Source organism: Escherichia sp. KTE114 (genome assembly GCF_000407765.1).
Classification (GTDB): Bacteria; Pseudomonadota; Gammaproteobacteria; order Enterobacterales; family Enterobacteriaceae; genus Escherichia; species Escherichia ruysiae.
Genome location: NZ_KE136626.1, coordinates 3661544 through 3678182 on the forward strand (window position 1 = coordinate 3661544; position 16639 = coordinate 3678182).

Genomic DNA, 16639 nt, shown 5'->3' on the forward strand with positions numbered 1-16639 from the left:
ATTGGTGATGGTAAACCTGGTCATAGTTTCACATAGCGCCCGGCTGGGTGAAGGTGTCGGTGAATTAGCCCGTCAGATGTTAATGAGCGATAGTTGTAAAATCGCCATTGCCGCAGGGATTGATGACCCGCAAAATCCCATTGGTACTGATGCCGTCAAAGTGATGGAAGCCATCGAATCCGTTGCTGATGCCGACCATGTGCTGGTTATGATGGACATGGGAAGCGCGTTATTGAGTGCAGAAACCGCTCTGGAATTGCTGGCGCCAGAGATCGCCGCAAAAGTACGTTTGTGTGCAGCGCCATTGGTCGAAGGAACTCTGGCGGCAACGGTTAGCGCGGCATCGGGTGCAAGTATCGACAAAGTTATTCATGATGCTATGTCTGCGCTGGAAGCCAAACGCGAACAACTGGGTTTACCGTCATCCGCCACTGAGATATCTGACACATGCCCGCCGCACGATGAAGAAGCCCGTTCCCTCGCTGTGGTGATTAAAAACCGTAACGGCCTCCACGTACGCCCGGCCTCTCGACTGGTCTATACCTTATCGGTATTTAATGCAGATATGTTGCTGGAGAAAAACGGCAAATGCGTCACGCCGGAAAGTATTAACCAAATTGCGCTATTACAAGTCCGCTATAACGATACTCTGCGCCTGATCGTGAAAGGGCCAGAAGCTGAAGAGGCGCTGGCCGCTTTCCGCCAGTTGGCTGAAGATAACTTTGGTGAAACAGAAGATATTGCGCCACAAACTCTGCGCCAGGTTAATTCTGTCACTGGTAAAGCCTTTTATTATCAACCGGTTTTATGCACAGTACAGGCGAAATCAATCCTGACAGTGGAACACGAACAGGAACGATTACGCCAGGCAATTGACTTTACGTTGTTAGACCTGATGACGTTAACGGCAAAGGCAGAAGCAAGCGGGCTTGACGATATCGCCGCGATCTTTTCCGGTCACCATACTCTGTTAGACGATCCTGAACTGCTGGCGGCAGCAAGCGAACTTCTTCAGCATGAACATTGCACCGCAGAGTATGCCTGGCAGCAGGTTCTTAAAGAACTTAGCCAGCAATATCAGCAGATTGATGATGAATATCTGCAGGCGCGCTATATCGATGTGGATGATCTTCTGCATCGCACCCTACTCCATCTGACACAGACGAAAGAAGAACTACCGCAATTTAGTGCACCGACCATTTTGTTGGCAGAGAACATTTATCCCTCCACCGTGCTGCAACTGAACCCGACGGTCGTTAAAGGCATCTGCCTTAGTGCCGGAAGTCCGGTATCCCACAGCGCCTTAATTGCCCGTGAACTGGGTATTGGCTGGGTTTGCCTGCAGGGGGAAAAACTGTACACGGTACAACCTGAAGAGACATTAACTCTGGACGTAAAAACCCAACGTTTTAGCCATGATGGCTAAAACAGTGTTCGGATGGCATCGCTACGATGCCATCCGAAAAAGCCGTACGCTATTAGCCAGCGTACTGACCATGTTGTAAATCCTGTACTACTTTGTTCATTTTCGCTTCATTCAACAGATAAAACTTAATAGAAATTGCAGTCAGGAAGTAGAAGAATGCCGGCAGGAGGGTAAACAGTAACACTACGCCCTGTACTGAATTAGCGGATTGAGTTGTGCTACTGGTTGCATAACCATAATAAGCCAGTACCCAACCAATCACCGCCCCACCTACCGCAACACCCAGTTTGATGACAAAAATATTCGCAGCAACGTTCATCCCCGTAATACGACGACGCGTTTTCCATTCACCATAGTTATTCGCATCGGTAATCATTGACCACTGGAGCGCACCATTTCCGCCCTGAATAATCTGAATTGCCAGATGAGCCAGTAATGGAATAATCCAGTATTCCACCGGCAGGAAATAACAGAGCACGCCCAACGCTGCGTTAATAATATTAACCCAGAATGAAAGTTTAATTTTACAAAAGCGAGTACCAAATGGTTTCGCCAGTACAGAACCTAACATAGAAGCAAACATTCCGCCGAGCATAAACCACGTAAGAATATCTGAACCTTTATTTAAAACGGTATTAACATAATAAACAACAGCACCGCCACGGATAACCACCGCCACCAGCATCATAAAATTATAAACAGAGAGAATGCGCCACTGATCATTCTTAAAAAGAATCTTCAAATCGCGCGCGATATTCAGATTTTCTTCCTGAATAGGTTGTACACGCTCTTTGGTGGTCAGGAAACAAATTAAGAACATAATGCAGCCAATAACGCCAAAAACCGCCATCGCAATCTGGATACCAGTAGCCCGGTCCCCAGGAGAGAGGAAGTCAGCGACAGGCAGGATAAATGCAGTACCTAACGCACCACCAATAGGCGTGATGGCAAAACGCCAGGATTGCAGTGACAGGTTTTCACGCGGATCGGACGTCAACGCCGCGCCCAATGAGCAGTAAGGGATATTAATGGCCGTATACATTAATGTCATAAATATATAGGCGGCAACCGCATAGACAACCTTACCGCTGTCAGAGAAATCAGGAATGGAGTAAACCAGCACGCAACTGACCGCAAACGGTACACAGATGGCTAACAGCCACGGACGGAAACGCCCCCAACGAGATGAGGTTGCATCGGCGATTGCCCCCATAATCGGATCGGTAATTGCATCCAGTAGACGCACCAGTAAAAACATGGTTCCCATTACGGCTGGCGGCAGACCATAAATATCGGTATAGAAATAAGCGAGGATGGCAACAGAAGAATCAAAGACGATATGGCTGGCAGCATCACCCAGGCTATAGCCTATTTTTTCTTTTATTGGCAATTTTTCCACATTAGACATGTTTTATCCTTATCTATAAATTTACTTCACGTAATACCTTTCACTGGCGCAATTCTTCACGGAAGTTTTTGGTCGGTCTATTATGTTTTTTCATTAAATTCTTATGATTTTTTTCTTCTGTGATCGCACAGCAAAAGTCACTGCCCATTTAATAAACAACATATATTTTGTGAATATATTGCAACACTATTTATGCCTTTAATTACACCATCCATATGCCTGACACTTCGCAGAATGAGATTTCAATCATGCAGTTGCCGCGATCCTGAACTAAGGTTTTCTGATACTTGATTACCGTTTTGTTCGGTATCGCCAAAGGAGAATGATTGATGAAACCACGTGTCCCTCGTCACCTGCAAAGAATGGCGTTAATTCCCACCACCGTTTTATTGTGTTTTGCCACGCTATCGGCACAAGCGGAAGAAATCGCTGTCACACCACAATCGCCTGATATTTTGTTGGGACCGTTGTTTGACGATGTGCAAAACGCCAAACTTTTTCCTGATCAAAAAACCTTTGCCGACGCCGTGCCCAACAGCGACCCGCTAATGATCCTCGCTGATTACCGGATGCAGCAGAACCAGAGCGGGTTTGATTTACGGCACTTTGTGAAAGTTAATTTCACTCTGCCAAAAGAAGGCGAGAAGCATGTCCCACCGAAGGGACAGTCGCTGCGTGAACATATTGATGGACTTTGGCCGGTATTAACCCGCACAACGGAAAGCACCGAAAAATGGGACTCTCTGTTGCCATTGCCGAAACCCTATGTCGTGCCAGGAGGCCGTTTTCGGGAAGTGTATTACTGGGACAGTTACTTCACCATGCTGGGGCTTGGCGAAAGCGGTCACTGGGATAAAGTGGCGGATATGGTGGCGAATTTTGGTTATGAAATAGATACTTATGGACACATTCCCAACGGGAACCGCAGCTACTATTTAAGCCGTTCGCAGCCGCCTTTCTTTGCGTTGATGGTGGAGTTACTGGCGCAACATGAAGGCGACGCCGCGTTGAAACAGTATCTGCCGCAACTACAAAAAGAATATGCTTACTGGATGGACGGCGTTGAAAATCTGCAAGCCGGGCAACAGGAAAAGCGCGTTGTAAAGCTCAAGGATGGCACCATTCTTAACCGCTACTGGGACGACCGCGATACACCTCGTCCGGAATCATGGGTAGAAGATATCGCTACCGCTAAAAGCAATCCAAATCGTCCTGCCACTGAAATTTACCGTGACCTGCGTTCTGCCGCCGCATCTGGCTGGGATTTCAGCTCGCGCTGGATGGACAATCCACAGCAGTTAAGTACATTACGCACCACCAGCATCGTACCGGTCGATCTCAATAGCCTGATGTATAAAATGGAAAAAATCCTTGCCAGCGCCAGTAAAGCCGCCGGGGATAATGCGATGGCCAGCCAATACGAAACGCTGGCGAATGCCCGTCAGAAAGGGATCGAAAAATACTTGTGGAATGATCAACACGGCTGGTATGCCGATTACGATCTGAAGAGTCATAAAGTACGTAATCAGTTAACTGCCGCCGCCCTGTTCCCGTTGTACGTTAATGCAGCAGCGAAAGATCGCGCCAGTAAAATGGCAACGGCGACCAGAACGCATCTGCTGCAACCTGGCGGACTGAACACCACCTCGGTGAAAAGTGGGCAGCAATGGGATGCGCCAAATGGCTGGGCGCCGTTACAATGGGTCGCTACTGAGGGATTGCAAAACTACGGACAGGAAGATGTGGCGATGGACATTAGCTGGCACTTTCTGACCAATGTTCAGCACACCTATGACCGGGAGAAAAAGCTGGTGGAGAAATATGATGTCAGCACCACCGGAACAGGTGGCGGTGGTGGCGAATATCCGTTGCAGGATGGTTTTGGTTGGACCAACGGCGTAACGCTGAAAATGTTGGATTTGATCTGCCCGAAAGAAAAGCCGTGTGACAACGTTCCGGCAACGCGCCCGACCAGTGCTTCCGCAACGCAGCCAACAAAAGTCACAGAACCCACACCTTAATCTTTTCTTCTCCCGACAGCGTCATTCTGCTTATCTGGATGACGTTGCCGTTTTATCTGGTTTTCAAACACCGTGAGATTTACACATAATTTGAAAGCGGATAGTGATGCCTGCACCGCTATCCGCCAGAAAGATTACGTTATTCTCTTCGCAGGAGGCGGAATACCCCCAGCACCAGGATAGCGCCGACCACCGCCACCAGGAAGCTATGTAAATTAAAACCACTGATGGAGCCGCCAATGCCAAACATGGTCGCCAGCCAGCCGCCGACAACCGCACCGACTATCCCGAGAATGCAGGTCAGGAAAAATCCACCACCATCACGCCCTGGCATGATCAGCTTGGCGATAATGCCGGCTATCAGGCCAAAAATAATCCAGGCAATAATTCCCATGTTCAGGCCCTCGTTTCGATGAATCGGACGCAAGAAATGCTTACGTCAACGCTCTAAGTATAGGCAAGCACAGGATCAATGGTGGGAGGCTGTCGGTTGAATTAGTCGTAAGTTGTAAAAAAAATTCACGCATTTGTATTAAGTTTTGTTAGTCCCTACCGATAAACCAAAGACAGTTTGTCGGTCAGGAGTTTTTCCGCGTGAGTCATTACCATGAGCAGTTCCTGAAACAAAATCCGTTAGCAGTCCTGGGCGTTTTACGCGATTTACATAAAGCCGCAGTACCACTGCGTATCAGTTGGTCAGATGGTCAGTTGATCAGCAATATACTGGCGATAAGCCCTGATAAACTGGTGCTGGATTTTGGTAGTCAGCAAGAAGACAACAATGCCGTGCTTAAAGCGCGACAAATCACTATTACCGCCGAAACGCAAGGCGCCAAAATCGAATTTACCCTTGCTCAATTACAGCAAAGTGAATATTTGCAGCTTCCGGCGTTTATCGCCACTCCCCCTCCCGCATTATGGTTTGTGCAACGACGCAGATATTTCCGCATCTCCGCCCCACTTCATCCGCCTTATTATTGTCAGACCAAACTGGCGGATAACAGTACGTTACGTTTTCGCCTGAGTGATTTATCACTAGGTGGCATGGGTGCATTACTGGAAACGGAAAAACCGGCCGGATTGCACGAAGGTATGCGCTTCGCACAGATTGAAGTCAACATGGGACAATGGGGCGTTTTTCACTTTGACGCCCAGTTACTGACCATCAGCGAGCGCAAAGTGATTGATAGCAGAAATGAAACTATCTCCACTCCCCGCCTGAGCTTTCGTTTTCTTAACGTCAGCCCGACGGTGGAGCGGCAATTACAGCGGATTATATTCTCACTCGAACGGGAAGCCCGGGAGAAAGCGGACAAAGTGCGCGACTGAGTTACATCGCGTCCAGCGCCTGCTCAAGTTTGTAGATATAGCGTGGAGCCTGCGGTGCAGGGTGATTTCTTGCTACGTGATCGAGGAACTCATCAGCATCCAGATCATTAATTTTACTGATCGCTTTTTTCCGATCTGATGAGAAAGTCCGCAGCAACGCACCAGCCCCGTTAGCGTATGACACCACCAGCGCATATTGCAGTACCTTCGGATCTTCAATGCCTGCCAGCGGGCCGGTTTCCAGAATATTCAGGTAAGCCGCCCCCATTGAGATATTACGCTCCGGGTTTTTCAGCTCGCTGGTCGTCGGCTCGCCACTCCAACCCATACGGCGATAAACATCACGACCGGAGGTTGAGGCTTTTAACTGCATTAAACCAATAGCATTCGATTTACTTACCGCGTTCGGGTTACCACCCGATTCGATAGCGATAATTGCCGTGATCAATTGCGGATCAACGCCCCATGCCGCTCCGGCTTTCTGACTTATTGGCATCCACTGCATCGCACGTTGTACCGGGACTTTCGCATTCCATGGCGGGTTCGTATAGTCATGCTTTGAAGAACAACCCGCTAATAACACAATCAAAAAGGCAAACCATCTCAATTTCACTTCATCAATCCTTATAGCCTGGAATCGCCGTTGAGGTGACAACGGCACACCTAAGCGGCATGATATACATTTCGTTTCTGTTGTCAGCAAGGAATTGCCATGTCTCTGTTTCACTTAATTGCCCCGTCGGGTTACTGCATTAATCAGCACGCCGCACAGCGCGGCGTTCAGCGCCTTACCGATGCGGGGCATCAGGTCAATAACGTCGGGGTTATCACCCGTCGCTGTGAACGTTTTGCTGGTACGGAAACGGAGCGTCTGGAAGATCTCAATTCCCTTGCCAGACTGACCTCACCCAACACCATCGTGCTGGCAGTACGCGGCGGTTACGGTGCCAGTCGCTTACTGGCGGATATTGACTGGCAGGCTCTGGTGGCTCGCCAACAAAATGATCCGTTGCTTATCTGCGGGCATAGCGATTTTACGGCCATTCAGTGCGGTCTTCTGGCACAAGGCAATGTCATCACCTTTAGCGGCCCGATGCTGGTGGCAAATTTTGGCGCAGATGAGCTGAATGCCTTTACCGAGCACCACTTCTGGCTGGCGTTACGCAATGAAACGTTCAGCATTGAATGGCAAGGGGAAGGCCCGGCGTGTCAAACAGAAGGAACATTGTGGGGAGGCAACCTCGCGATGTTGATTTCGCTTATCGGTACGCCGTGGATGCCACAAATTGAGAACGGTATTCTGGTACTGGAAGACATCAACGAACATCCGTTCCGTGTCGAACGCATGTTGTTACAGCTTTATCATGCTGGAATTTTACAGCGCCAGAAGGCGATTATTCTCGGTAGCTTCAGTGGCAGCACGCCCAATGATTATGATGCGGGTTACAACCTGGCGTCGGTGTACACGTTCTTGCGTTCCCGCCTGTCGATTCCGCTGATTACCGGCCTCGACTTTGGTCATGAACAACGCACAGTGACGCTGCCGCTGGGTGCACATGCTATCCTCAAAAACGACAAAAACGGCACACAATTGACAATTAGCGGTCATCCTGTTCTGAAAGCGTAAAAAAATCACGCTTCCGGGCTAACTAAAACGCTGTTTCTGCCGTGAATATGGTAGGTTTATAGCACGAGACAGCGTAATCAGGAGTAACCGACCGTTGGATGCCGCAACAATTATTAGCCTTTTTATCTTAGGCTCCATCCTTGTCACCAGCAGTATTTTACTTAGTTCATTTTCTTCCCGCCTTGGCATTCCGATTCTGGTTATTTTCCTGGCGATCGGTATGCTGGCTGGAGTCGATGGTGTCGGCGGCATTCCGTTTGATAATTATCCTTTTGCCTACATGGTAAGTAACCTGGCACTGGCGATTATTTTGCTCGATGGCGGAATGCGCACCCAGGCCAGTTCATTTCGCGTGGCGTTAGGACCTGCACTTTCACTGGCGACGCTGGGCGTGCTTATCACCTCCGGTTTAACCGGCATGATGGCGGCATGGCTGTTTAATCTTGATTTGATTGAAGGCTTATTGATTGGCGCAATTGTCGGCTCCACCGACGCCGCAGCGGTCTTTTCTCTGCTGGGCGGCAAAGGGCTTAACGAACGTGTTGGCTCGACGCTGGAAATAGAGTCCGGCAGCAATGATCCGATGGCGGTCTTTCTGACAATAACCCTGATTGCGATGATCCAGCAGCATGAAAGCACTATTAGCTGGATGTTCGTTGTCGATATCCTGCAACAATTTGGCCTGGGGATCGTAATCGGTCTTGGCGGGGGTTATTTACTGCTGCAGATGATTAACCGCATCGCCCTGCCTGCGGGCTTGTATCCATTGCTGGCATTAAGCGGCGGTATTTTAATTTTTGCTTTAACCACGGCGCTGGAAGGCAGCGGCATTCTGGCAGTTTATCTGTGCGGTTTTCTGCTGGGTAATCGTCCGATTCGCAACCGCTACGGAATTCTGCAAAATTTCGACGGCCTCGCCTGGCTGGCACAAATCGCTATGTTCCTGGTGCTGGGGCTGTTGGTTAACCCGAGCGACCTGTTGCCTATTGCCATTCCGGCGCTCATTTTGTCTGCATGGATGATTTTCTTCGCCCGCCCCCTTTCGGTATTTGCTGGATTGCTACCGTTCCGTGGCTTCAATCTGCGCGAGCGCGTGTTTATTAGTTGGGTTGGATTACGCGGCGCAGTGCCGATCATCCTGGCGGTGTTCCCGATGATGGCGGGGCTGGAGAATGCGCGTCTGTTCTTTAATGTCGCCTTCTTCGTAGTTCTGGTTTCACTGCTATTGCAGGGAACATCGCTGTCGTGGGCAGCGAAAAAAGCCAAAGTGGTGGTTCCGCCAGTGGGGCGTCCGGTGTCACGCGTTGGACTGGATATTCATCCGGACAATCCGTGGGAGCAGTTTGTTTACCAATTGAGTGCCGATAAATGGTGCGTGGGCGCGGCGCTGCGCGATCTGCATATGCCAAAAGAGACGCGCATTGCGGCACTGTTTCGTGATAACCAGTTGCTTCACCCCACCGGCAGCACCCGACTGCGCGAAGGCGACGTGTTATGCGTGATTGGTCGGGAACGCGATCTTCCGGCACTCGGAAAACTGTTTAGCCAGTCGCCGCCGGTCGCGCTTGATCAACGCTTCTTTGGTGACTTCATTCTCGAAGCCAGCGCGAAATATGCCGATGTGGCGCTGATCTATGGTCTGGAAGACGGTCGGGAGTATCGCGATAAACAGCAAACGCTGGGTGAAATTGTTCAGCAATTGTTAGGTGCGGCTCCGGTTGTCGGCGACCAGGTGGAGTTTGCCGGGATGATCTGGACGGTGGCTGAGAAAGAAGATAACGAAGTGTTGAAGATTGGCGTTCGGGTGGCGGAGGAAGAAGCCGAATCTTAAGTTTGATGCGGCTGATATCGCCGGATGCGATGCTTACGCATTTTATCCGGCTTGCCACAAGTTACACCGTCACAACAGGTACACGTAGCGCCAGCGCGCACATCAACTCATAGCCCACCGTTCCGGCAGCGGCGGCGACATCATCAATTTTGATCTCCTTGCCCCACAGCTCAACTGGCGTACCAATACCCGCCTGCGGGCAAGGCGTCAAATCGACCGCCAGCATATCCATCGAGACTGTCCCCACCGTCATGGTGCGCACGCCGTCCACTAAAACAGGTGTTCCGGTTGGTGCATGACGCGGATAGCCGTCGGCGTATCCGGCGGCGACAATGCCGATTCGCTGCTCATCGAGCGCAGTATAGCGACCGCCATAGCCCACACGTTCGCCCGCTTTTAGCGTCTGAACACCAATAATCTCACTGCTTAACGTCATTACCGGACGTAATCCGGTATTGGCGATATCGCGCCACTGACCGGACGGCGAAGCACCATATAAAATAATGCCAGGTCGAACCCAGTCAAAATGCACTTCCGGATGCCACAGGGTTGCCGCCGAATTAGACAACGAGCGCCGACACTCCAGCCCTTCCGCTGCCTGCTCAATACGCGCCATCGCGCCGGAAATCCCATCAGGATGCTCCGCATCGGCAAAATGCGACATCAGCGTCATTTCGCCAACGTTCGCCATCGCCCGCAGCTGCTGCCAGACAGTGAGCACGCGATCGGGCTGGAACCCCAACCGATTCATCCCACTATTCACCTTAAGGTAAATATCCAGCGGCGCTTTTAGCCGCGCATTTTGCAGTGCTTTGAGCTGCCAGTTACTGTGCACGCAGGTGGTCAGGCGGTACTGGTCATAAATTTCCAGATCCTGAGCGTGAAAAAAACCCTCCAGCATCAGGATTGGCCCTTTCCAGCCGCGCTCGCGCAGGATAATAGCCTCTTCAAGATTAAGTAACGCAAAACCATCGGTCGCCCCGAGCGCGCTCCAGATACGCTCGATACCGTGCCCGTAAGCGTTCGCTTTTACCACCGACCAGACGCGCGCGTGCGGCGCGGCCTGGCGGACAATGGTCAGATTTTGTTTTAATGCCTGCAGATCGAGGCTGGCCTGTATCGGACGAGTCATCTCGATTCCTTAACTGTGCGCGCCATGTAAATGGCCTGGACGTGATAGCGTAAATCCACGACTGTAGCGCGCTACACTTAGATCCTCATACGGGATCGCTGGCGTGCGCCCTGACAGCAGATCGCTTAACAACTGACCGGAACCGCAAGCCATCGTCCAGCCAAGCGTGCCGTGACCGGTATTCAGCCACAAATTTTTAAAGCGTGTACGCCCCACAACCGGCGTGCCATCTGGTGTCATCGGGCGCAGACCGGTCCAGAAAGTAGCCTGCTCGACATGACCGCCGCGCGGATAGAGATCGCGCACCACCATTTCCAGCGTTTCACGACGCGGCTGCAATAACTCAGTATTAAAACCAACGATTTCCGCCATGCCGCCGACACGAATGCGATTATCGAAACGGGTAATGGCGATTTTGTAGGTTTCATCAAGAATGGTGGACACCGGCGCACCGTCTTCATGCGCAATCGGAATGGTCAAAGAATAACCTTTCAGCGGATAAACCGGGATATCGACAATGCCCTTGAGCATCGCCGTCGAGTAAGAGCCAAATGCCATAACATACGCATCGGCCTTAATCACCTCATCACCACACTTCACGCCATAGATCTGCTCGCCGTCACAAAGCAGTTGATCGACTGGCGTATTAAAGCGGAATTTACCCCCCGCCTGTTCCGCCATTCGCGCCAGATTCTGGGTAAAGAGCTGACAGTCACCGGTTTCGTCATTGGGTAGTTGCAGGCCGCCAGTCAGTTTGTGCGCAACTTCCGCCAGCGCAGGTTCCACTTCCGCCAGGCGACTGGATTCCAGCAATTTATATGGCACGCCTGCATCTTCCAGTACGGCGATATCGCGAGTGGCGTTTTCATACTGTTGTTCAGTGCGGAACAGTTGCAGCGTCCCGCCCTGCCGGCCTTCATACTGGATATTGGTTTCGGCGCGCAATGCTTTCAGGCAATCACGGCTGTATTCCGCCAGGCGCACCATCCGCCCTTTGTTTTCCATATAGTGGCTGGTGTCACAGTTACGTAACATTTGCCACATCCATTTCAACTGGAATTGCGAACCATCGAGACGAACCGCCAGCGGCGCATGGCGCTGGAACATCCATTTGATCGCTTTTAAAGGCACACCTGGTGCCGCCCACGGTGCAGCATATCCGGGGGAGATTTGCCCGGCATTCGCGGCGCTGGTTTCCAGGGCGACCCCCGGCTCCCGATCAATGACGGTGACCTCATGTCCTGCCTGATTTAAATACCAGGCGCTGGCAACGCCTACCACACCACTTCCCAGTATGACAACTCGCATAGCCACTCCGATAACGGTAGATACAGTAAAAGAACAATAATCTAATTACATCTTGATAACCCAGATGAAAATATTATTCAACATATGGCTTTTTTATGGTGAGCTGGCTCACATCTCCCTGACTCTGCGGGAATATGGCGTCTTTGGTATCTCCTGCTGGTCGAGCTTTATATCCAGCAGAAAATTCCGTTCAGAAGCTAATTACTGGCACTCCGATAATAAGAAATCGCAAAGAAAAAAATTCTCCAGCGACGCGGTTTTTAACTGGTGTTCTATGCTTGAAATGAGGTGCTCCACACAGAGAGCGCCGACAACAATGAGGTGCGCGTATGGCGACGATCGATTCTATGAATAAGGACTCCACACGTTTGAGCGATGGACCTGACTGGACGTTCGACCTGCTGGATATTTATCTGGCAGAGATAGACCGGGTGGCAAAACTCTACCGGCTTGATACCTACCCGCACCAGATTGAAGTAATTACATCAGAGCAAATGATGGATGCCTACTCCAGCGTCGGGATGCCAATTAACTATCCGCACTGGTCGTTTGGCAAAAAGTTTATTGAAACCGAGCGTCTGTATAAGCACGGTCAGCAAGGGCTGGCCTATGAAATCGTTATTAACTCTAATCCGTGCATCGCTTACCTGATGGAAGAGAACACCATTACCATGCAGGCGCTGGTGATGGCTCACGCCTGTTATGGCCATAACTCTTTCTTCAAAAACAATTACTTATTCCGTAGCTGGACCGATGCCAGCTCGATTGTCGATTACCTGATTTTCGCCCGCAAATACATTACCGAGTGCGAAGAACGCTATGGCGTTGATGAGGTAGAAAAGCTGTTGGACTCGTGCCATGCGCTGATGAACTACGGTGTGGATCGTTATAAACGCCCACAAAAAATCTCGCTGCAAGAGGAGAAAGCCCGGCAGAAAAGTCGCGAAGAGTATCTGCAAAGCCAGGTCAATATGCTCTGGAGAACGCTGCCTAAGCGCGAGGAAGAGAAAACCGTTGCCGAAGCGCGCCGCTATCCATCCGAGCCACAAGAAAACCTGCTCTATTTTATGGAGAAAAATGCGCCGCTGCTGGAATCATGGCAGCGTGAAATCCTGCGCATTGTACGTAAAGTGAGCCAGTATTTTTATCCGCAAAAACAGACTCAGGTGATGAACGAAGGCTGGGCGACCTTCTGGCACTACACTATCCTTAACCATCTGTATGATGAAGGGAAAGTGACCGAACGTTTTATGCTGGAGTTCTTGCATAGCCACACCAATGTGGTCTTCCAGCCGCCCTATAACAGCCCGTGGTACAGCGGAATTAACCCGTATGCCCTCGGATTCGCTATGTTTCAGGATATTAAACGGATTTGTCAGTCGCCAACAGAAGAAGACAAATACTGGTTCCCGGATATCGCCGGTTCCGACTGGCTGGAAACGCTGCATTTCGCGATGCGTGACTTCAAAGATGAGAGCTTTATCAGCCAGTTCCTGTCACCGAAAGTAATGCGTGATTTCCGCTTCTTCACAGTGCTGGATGACGATCGGCATAATTATCTGGAGATTTCCGCCATTCATAACGAGGAAGGTTATCGGGAGATCCGTAACCGTTTATCGTCGCAATATAACTTAAGTAATCTTGAGCCGAATATTCAGATCTGGAACGTAGATTTACGCGGCGACCGTTCGCTGACGCTACGTTACATTCCACATAACCGCGCACCACTGGATCGGGGGCGTAAAGAAGTGCTGAAGCATGTACATCGCCTGTGGGGGTTTGATGTGATGCTCGAACAGCAAAACGAAGACGGCAGCGTTGAGTTACTGGAACGTTGCCCGCCAAGAATGGGAAATCTGTAAATATCCCTCCTCGTTTGAGGAGGGTTTATTTTGCCGGATGCGGCGTAAACGTCTTATCCGGCTTATAGAACATAGCAAATTCAATATATTGAAGGCCTGATAAGCATAGCGCATCGGGTAACTATGCATTAGTCATCAGTATGGATGGATTATCGCCCCTGAATGGCTAAATCACCCGGCAGGTTTTTCTGCATCCGGTGCCAAATCTCGCCACTCTCATGCCCATAGCGGCGTACTGTTTCGTAAACCTGGTCGTGGGCGCCTTCACTGCACAACGCAGACAGCTTGTGGTAGAAGCCCAGCGCCAGACTACGCGCTTCCGGATTGGCGAAATAGTGACGACCAATGCGCGTATACAACCCTTTCATTCCGTTAAGGATCAGACCATAAATCGGGTTACCAGAGGCAAACGCCAGACCGCGAAAAATGTTGTAATCCAGATCAGCAAAAGCGTCTGCGTGATCGGCCACTTCATTAGCCGTTGCCAGCACTTCCTGCGCTTTATCAGGATGCTGGCGAAACGCGGTACGAATAAAAATGGTCGAAATATTGGTACGCACTGACAGCAAATTATCTATGAGTTGCGGTACACTTTCGTGATCCAGTCGCGCCAGCGTCTCAAGGATATTCAACCCGGAGGTTTCCCAGAAATTATTCACCTTCGTCGGTTTGCCGTGTTGAATGGTCAGCCAGCCGTCTCGCGCCAGGCGCTGTAACACTTCGCGTAACGTCGTTCTCGTTACACCAATTAATTCCGAAAGTTCACGTTCTGCGGGCAAAATAGTCCCGGGTGGGAAGCGGTTATTCCAGATACTTTCAATAATGTACTCTTCCGCGAAACCCGCCGGGCTTTGCGCCTTAATGACCATAGTGAGATTTCCATAACACAGCAAAACAAAGTTGGACTCATCATACCAGAGGGCTAACAACGCTGATAGCAGACAAAAAGAAGAAAAAAGGGATCAAGGCTTCATTTTCTGTATCTCTTTCCCCTTGACTATCAAGACTTGCCTCGATCCCCCCCGACCGTTAAGCTTTGCGTTCTAACATAAAAACATCATTTATTATTTGTAAGGTAAGGGAAACCATCATGGAGATCTCCTGGGGCCGCGCGTTATGGCGCAATTTTTTGGGTCAGTCACCTGACTGGTACAAACTTGCCCTTATTATTTTCTTAATTGTTAACCCGTTAATTTTCCTCATCAGCCCTTTTGTTGCTGGCTGGCTGCTTGTCGCGGAATTTATTTTCACTCTGGCGATGGCTCTGAAATGCTATCCGCTGCTCCCCGGCGGTCTATTGGCTATCGAAGCTGTCTTCATCGGCATGACCAGTGCGGAACACGTCCGTGAAGAGGTGGCGGCAAATCTTGAAGTCTTACTGTTACTGATGTTTATGGTGGCGGGCATCTATTTTATGAAACAGCTTCTGCTGTTCATATTTACCCGTTTGCTGTTAAGCATTCGCTCCAAAATGCTGCTGTCACTCTCTTTTTGCGTGGCGGCGGCGTTTCTCTCTGCGTTCCTCGATGCCTTAACCGTAGTTGCTGTGGTGATCAGCGTTGCTGTTGGTTTTTATGGTATTTATCACCGCGTAGCTTCTTCCCGCACCGAAGATACCGACCTGCAAGACGACAGCCATATCGACAAGCATTACAAAGTGGTTCTGGAGCAGTTCCGTGGCTTTCTGCGTAGCCTGATGATGCATGCGGGTGTCGGCACTGCATTAGGCGGCGTGATGACCATGGTAGGCGAACCACAGAACCTGATCATTGCCAAAGCTGCTGGCTGGCATTTTGGCGATTTCTTCTTGCGCATGTCACCGGTGACCGTCCCTGTCCTGATTTGCGGTCTGTTAACCTGCCTGCTGGTGGAGAAGCTGCGTTGGTTTGGCTACGGCGAAACGCTGCCGGAAAAAGTCCGCGAAGTGCTGCAACAGTTTGACGATCAAAGCCGCCTCCAGCGTACACGTCAGGATAAAATTCGTCTGATTGTCCAGGCGATTATCGGCGTCTGGCTGGTCACCGCGCTGGCTTTGCATCTGGCAGAGGTCGGCTTGATTGGTTTGTCTGTCATTATTCTGGCGACATCACTGACCGGTGTAACTGATGAACATGCAATCGGCAAAGCCTTCACCGAATCTCTGCCATTCACCGCACTGTTGACGGTCTTTTTCTCGGTAGTGGCGGTGATTATCGACCAACAACTGTTCTCCCCAATTATCCAGTTTGTATTGCAGGCATCAGAACACGCTCAGCTATCGCTGTTTTATATCTTCAACGGTTTGCTGTCTTCAATTTCGGATAACGTCTTTGTAGGGACGATTTATATCAATGAAGCAAAAGCGGCAATGGAGAGCGGTGCTATTAGTATGAAGCAATATGAACTGCTGGCAGTCGCCATTAACACCGGAACCAACCTGCCCTCCGTCGCCACGCCGAACGGACAGGCAGCGTTCTTATTCCTGTTGACCTCAGCACTCGCGCCATTAATACGTCTTTCTTATGGCCGCATGGTGTGGATGGCTCTGCCCTACACTCTCGTACTGACCCTCGTCGGATTACTCTGCGTAGAGTTTACGCTTGCTCCTGTAACTGAATGGTTTATGCAAATGGGGTGGATTGCAACGCTTTGATAACAACTTACCGGGCATATTTATGCCCGGTTTGCCTTTCCGCCCGATAATTGTTCAATTACA

The 16639-nt window shown here is 50.3% G+C and carries 13 protein-coding genes and 1 pseudogene; 7 read left to right on the plus strand and 7 right to left on the minus strand.

All coding sequences use genetic code 11. The features are described 5' to 3' along the window. The first annotated feature begins 7 nt into the window (after positions 1–7). Entirely contained in the window at positions 8–1426 is a 1419-nt protein-coding gene (gene dhaM / locus WC5_RS03880; protein ID WP_010350940.1) for a dihydroxyacetone kinase phosphoryl donor subunit DhaM, read from the plus strand. Positions 1427–1478: 52 nt separating this feature from the next. Here the strand turns inward: dhaM and WC5_RS03875 are convergent, their stop codons facing one another. Next, positions 1479–2834 (minus strand): glycoside-pentoside-hexuronide (GPH):cation symporter, encoded by a 1356-nt coding sequence (locus WC5_RS03875; protein WP_000072948.1) that lies wholly within the window; start codon positions 2832–2834, stop codon positions 1479–1481. Between the two features lie 329 nt (positions 2835–3163). Between WC5_RS03875 and WC5_RS03870 the strand changes: the two genes are divergently transcribed. Beyond that, positions 3164–4855: an alpha,alpha-trehalase gene (locus WC5_RS03870; protein WP_000804566.1), complete on the plus strand. Its 1692-nt coding sequence runs from the start codon at positions 3164–3166 to the stop codon at positions 4853–4855. 139 nt (positions 4856–4994) lie between these two features. Here WC5_RS03870 and WC5_RS03865 read toward each other — a convergent pair whose 3' ends face one another. Beyond that, positions 4995–5249: a GlsB/YeaQ/YmgE family stress response membrane protein gene (locus tag WC5_RS03865; protein ID WP_000511315.1), complete on the minus strand. Its 255-nt coding sequence runs from the start codon at positions 5247–5249 to the stop codon at positions 4995–4997. A gap of 200 nt (positions 5250–5449) precedes the next feature. On the opposite strand from WC5_RS03865, the gene ycgR reads away from it, so the two are divergent. Then, complete coding sequence (ycgR, locus tag WC5_RS03860; protein WP_000020171.1) at positions 5450–6184, plus strand: flagellar brake protein YcgR; 735 nt, start codon at positions 5450–5452, stop codon at positions 6182–6184. A gap of 1 nt (position 6185) precedes the next feature. Here the strand turns inward: ycgR and emtA are convergent, their stop codons facing one another. Continuing rightward, positions 6186–6797: a membrane-bound lytic murein transglycosylase EmtA gene (gene emtA / locus WC5_RS03855; RefSeq protein WP_001295616.1), complete on the minus strand. Its 612-nt coding sequence runs from the start codon at positions 6795–6797 to the stop codon at positions 6186–6188. Between the two features lie 99 nt (positions 6798–6896). On the opposite strand from emtA, the gene ldcA reads away from it, so the two are divergent. After that, the gene (gene ldcA / locus WC5_RS03850; RefSeq protein WP_000051595.1) at positions 6897–7811 is read left to right on the plus strand and encodes a muramoyltetrapeptide carboxypeptidase; all 915 of its coding nucleotides are present in this window, start codon (positions 6897–6899) and stop codon (positions 7809–7811) included. A gap of 94 nt (positions 7812–7905) precedes the next feature. Beyond that, a pseudogene (locus WC5_RS03845) lies at positions 7906–9576 on the plus strand (potassium/proton antiporter); the annotation flags it as partial. On the opposite strand, the gene WC5_RS26205 reads toward WC5_RS03845, so the two are convergent. Genes WC5_RS26205 through dadA form a run of 3 tightly spaced genes read right to left on the minus strand, consistent with a single transcriptional unit; the run spans position 9514 to position 12082 of the window. After that, on the minus strand, positions 9514–9660 hold the full coding sequence (locus WC5_RS26205; protein WP_423779532.1) for a hypothetical protein: 147 nt from the start codon (positions 9658–9660) through the stop codon (positions 9514–9516). The pseudogene WC5_RS03845 and the gene WC5_RS26205 overlap by 63 nt on opposite strands. Before the next feature lie 43 nt (positions 9661–9703). After that, on the minus strand, positions 9704–10774 hold the full coding sequence (gene dadX, locus WC5_RS03840) for a catabolic alanine racemase DadX (RefSeq protein ID WP_000197886.1): 1071 nt from the start codon (positions 10772–10774) through the stop codon (positions 9704–9706). A 9-nt stretch (positions 10775–10783) separates the two neighbouring features. Beyond that, a complete protein-coding gene (gene dadA / locus WC5_RS03835) occupies positions 10784–12082 on the minus strand; it encodes a D-amino acid dehydrogenase (protein WP_016231743.1) in 1299 nt (432 codons plus the stop codon). Between the two features lie 329 nt (positions 12083–12411). On the opposite strand from dadA, the gene WC5_RS03830 reads away from it, so the two are divergent. Beyond that, the gene (locus WC5_RS03830) at positions 12412–13944 is read left to right on the plus strand and encodes a SpoVR family protein (protein ID WP_000190825.1); all 1533 of its coding nucleotides are present in this window, start codon (positions 12412–12414) and stop codon (positions 13942–13944) included. Positions 13945–14093: 149 nt separating this feature from the next. On the opposite strand, the gene fadR is transcribed toward WC5_RS03830, so the two are convergent. Further along, positions 14094–14813 carry a fatty acid metabolism transcriptional regulator FadR gene (gene fadR, locus WC5_RS03825; protein ID WP_010350948.1) on the minus strand — a complete coding sequence of 240 codons (720 nt, stop codon included), beginning with the start codon at positions 14811–14813 and terminating at the stop codon, positions 14094–14096. Between the two features lie 221 nt (positions 14814–15034). Here fadR and nhaB point away from each other — a divergent pair, with 221 nt between their 5' ends. Then, the gene (gene nhaB, locus WC5_RS03820) at positions 15035–16576 is read left to right on the plus strand and encodes a Na(+)/H(+) antiporter NhaB (RefSeq protein ID WP_000406399.1); all 1542 of its coding nucleotides are present in this window, start codon (positions 15035–15037) and stop codon (positions 16574–16576) included. Positions 16577–16639 lie beyond the last annotated feature (63 nt).

Coding starts and splice junctions, on each gene's coding strand:
- dhaM (WP_010350940.1), top strand. CDS start 8: ATGGTAAACCTGGTCATAGTTTCACATAGCGCCCGGCTGGGTGAAGGT.
- WC5_RS03875 (WP_000072948.1), bottom strand. CDS start 2,834: ATGTCTAATGTGGAAAAATTGCCAATAAAAGAAAAAATAGGCTATAGC.
- WC5_RS03870 (WP_000804566.1), top strand. CDS start 3,164: ATGAAACCACGTGTCCCTCGTCACCTGCAAAGAATGGCGTTAATTCCC.
- WC5_RS03865 (WP_000511315.1), bottom strand. CDS start 5,249: ATGGGAATTATTGCCTGGATTATTTTTGGCCTGATAGCCGGCATTATC.
- ldcA (WP_000051595.1), top strand. CDS start 6,897: ATGTCTCTGTTTCACTTAATTGCCCCGTCGGGTTACTGCATTAATCAG.
- dadX (WP_000197886.1), bottom strand. CDS start 10,774: ATGACTCGTCCGATACAGGCCAGCCTCGATCTGCAGGCATTAAAACAA.
- dadA (WP_016231743.1), bottom strand. CDS start 12,082: ATGCGAGTTGTCATACTGGGAAGTGGTGTGGTAGGCGTTGCCAGCGCC.
- WC5_RS03830 (WP_000190825.1), top strand. CDS start 12,412: ATGGCGACGATCGATTCTATGAATAAGGACTCCACACGTTTGAGCGAT.
- fadR (WP_010350948.1), bottom strand. CDS start 14,813: ATGGTCATTAAGGCGCAAAGCCCGGCGGGTTTCGCGGAAGAGTACATT.
- nhaB (WP_000406399.1), top strand. CDS start 15,035: ATGGAGATCTCCTGGGGCCGCGCGTTATGGCGCAATTTTTTGGGTCAG.